Origin of the sequence: Streptomyces glaucescens, assembly GCF_002154375.1 — a bacterium.
Lineage (GTDB): Bacteria > Actinomycetota > Actinomycetes > Streptomycetales > Streptomycetaceae > Streptomyces > Streptomyces glaucescens.
In genome coordinates this window covers 1-254 of the sequence record NZ_MUND01001091.1, presented here as the reverse complement: position 1 = coordinate 254, position 254 = coordinate 1, and the positions used below count along the sequence as shown (strand labels likewise).

The window sequence follows — 254 nt, the reverse complement described above, 5'->3', positions numbered from 1 at the left end:
GCCCGGCGGCCAGCAGGGCGAGCGCCAGCAGTCCGAGCTGACCGGTGACCAGCCGCCGACGGTCGAGCAGGTCGCCGAGCGGAACGAGCACCAGCAGGCCGGCCGCGTAACCGAGCTGGGTCACGGCGACGATCGCGCCGAGCACGCCCGGGCCGAGCGCGAACCGCTCACCGAGGGTCACCAGCAGGGGCTGGGCGAAGTAGACGGTGGCGACCGAGCTGCCGGAGGCGAGGGCCAGCAGGGGCACGAGCCGC

At 75.6% G+C, this 254-nt stretch carries 1 pseudogene; it reads right to left on the bottom strand.

Features of this window, described 5'->3' with window-relative positions:
- A pseudogene (locus CCN42_RS43105) lies at positions 1–254 on the bottom strand (MFS transporter); the annotation flags it as partial.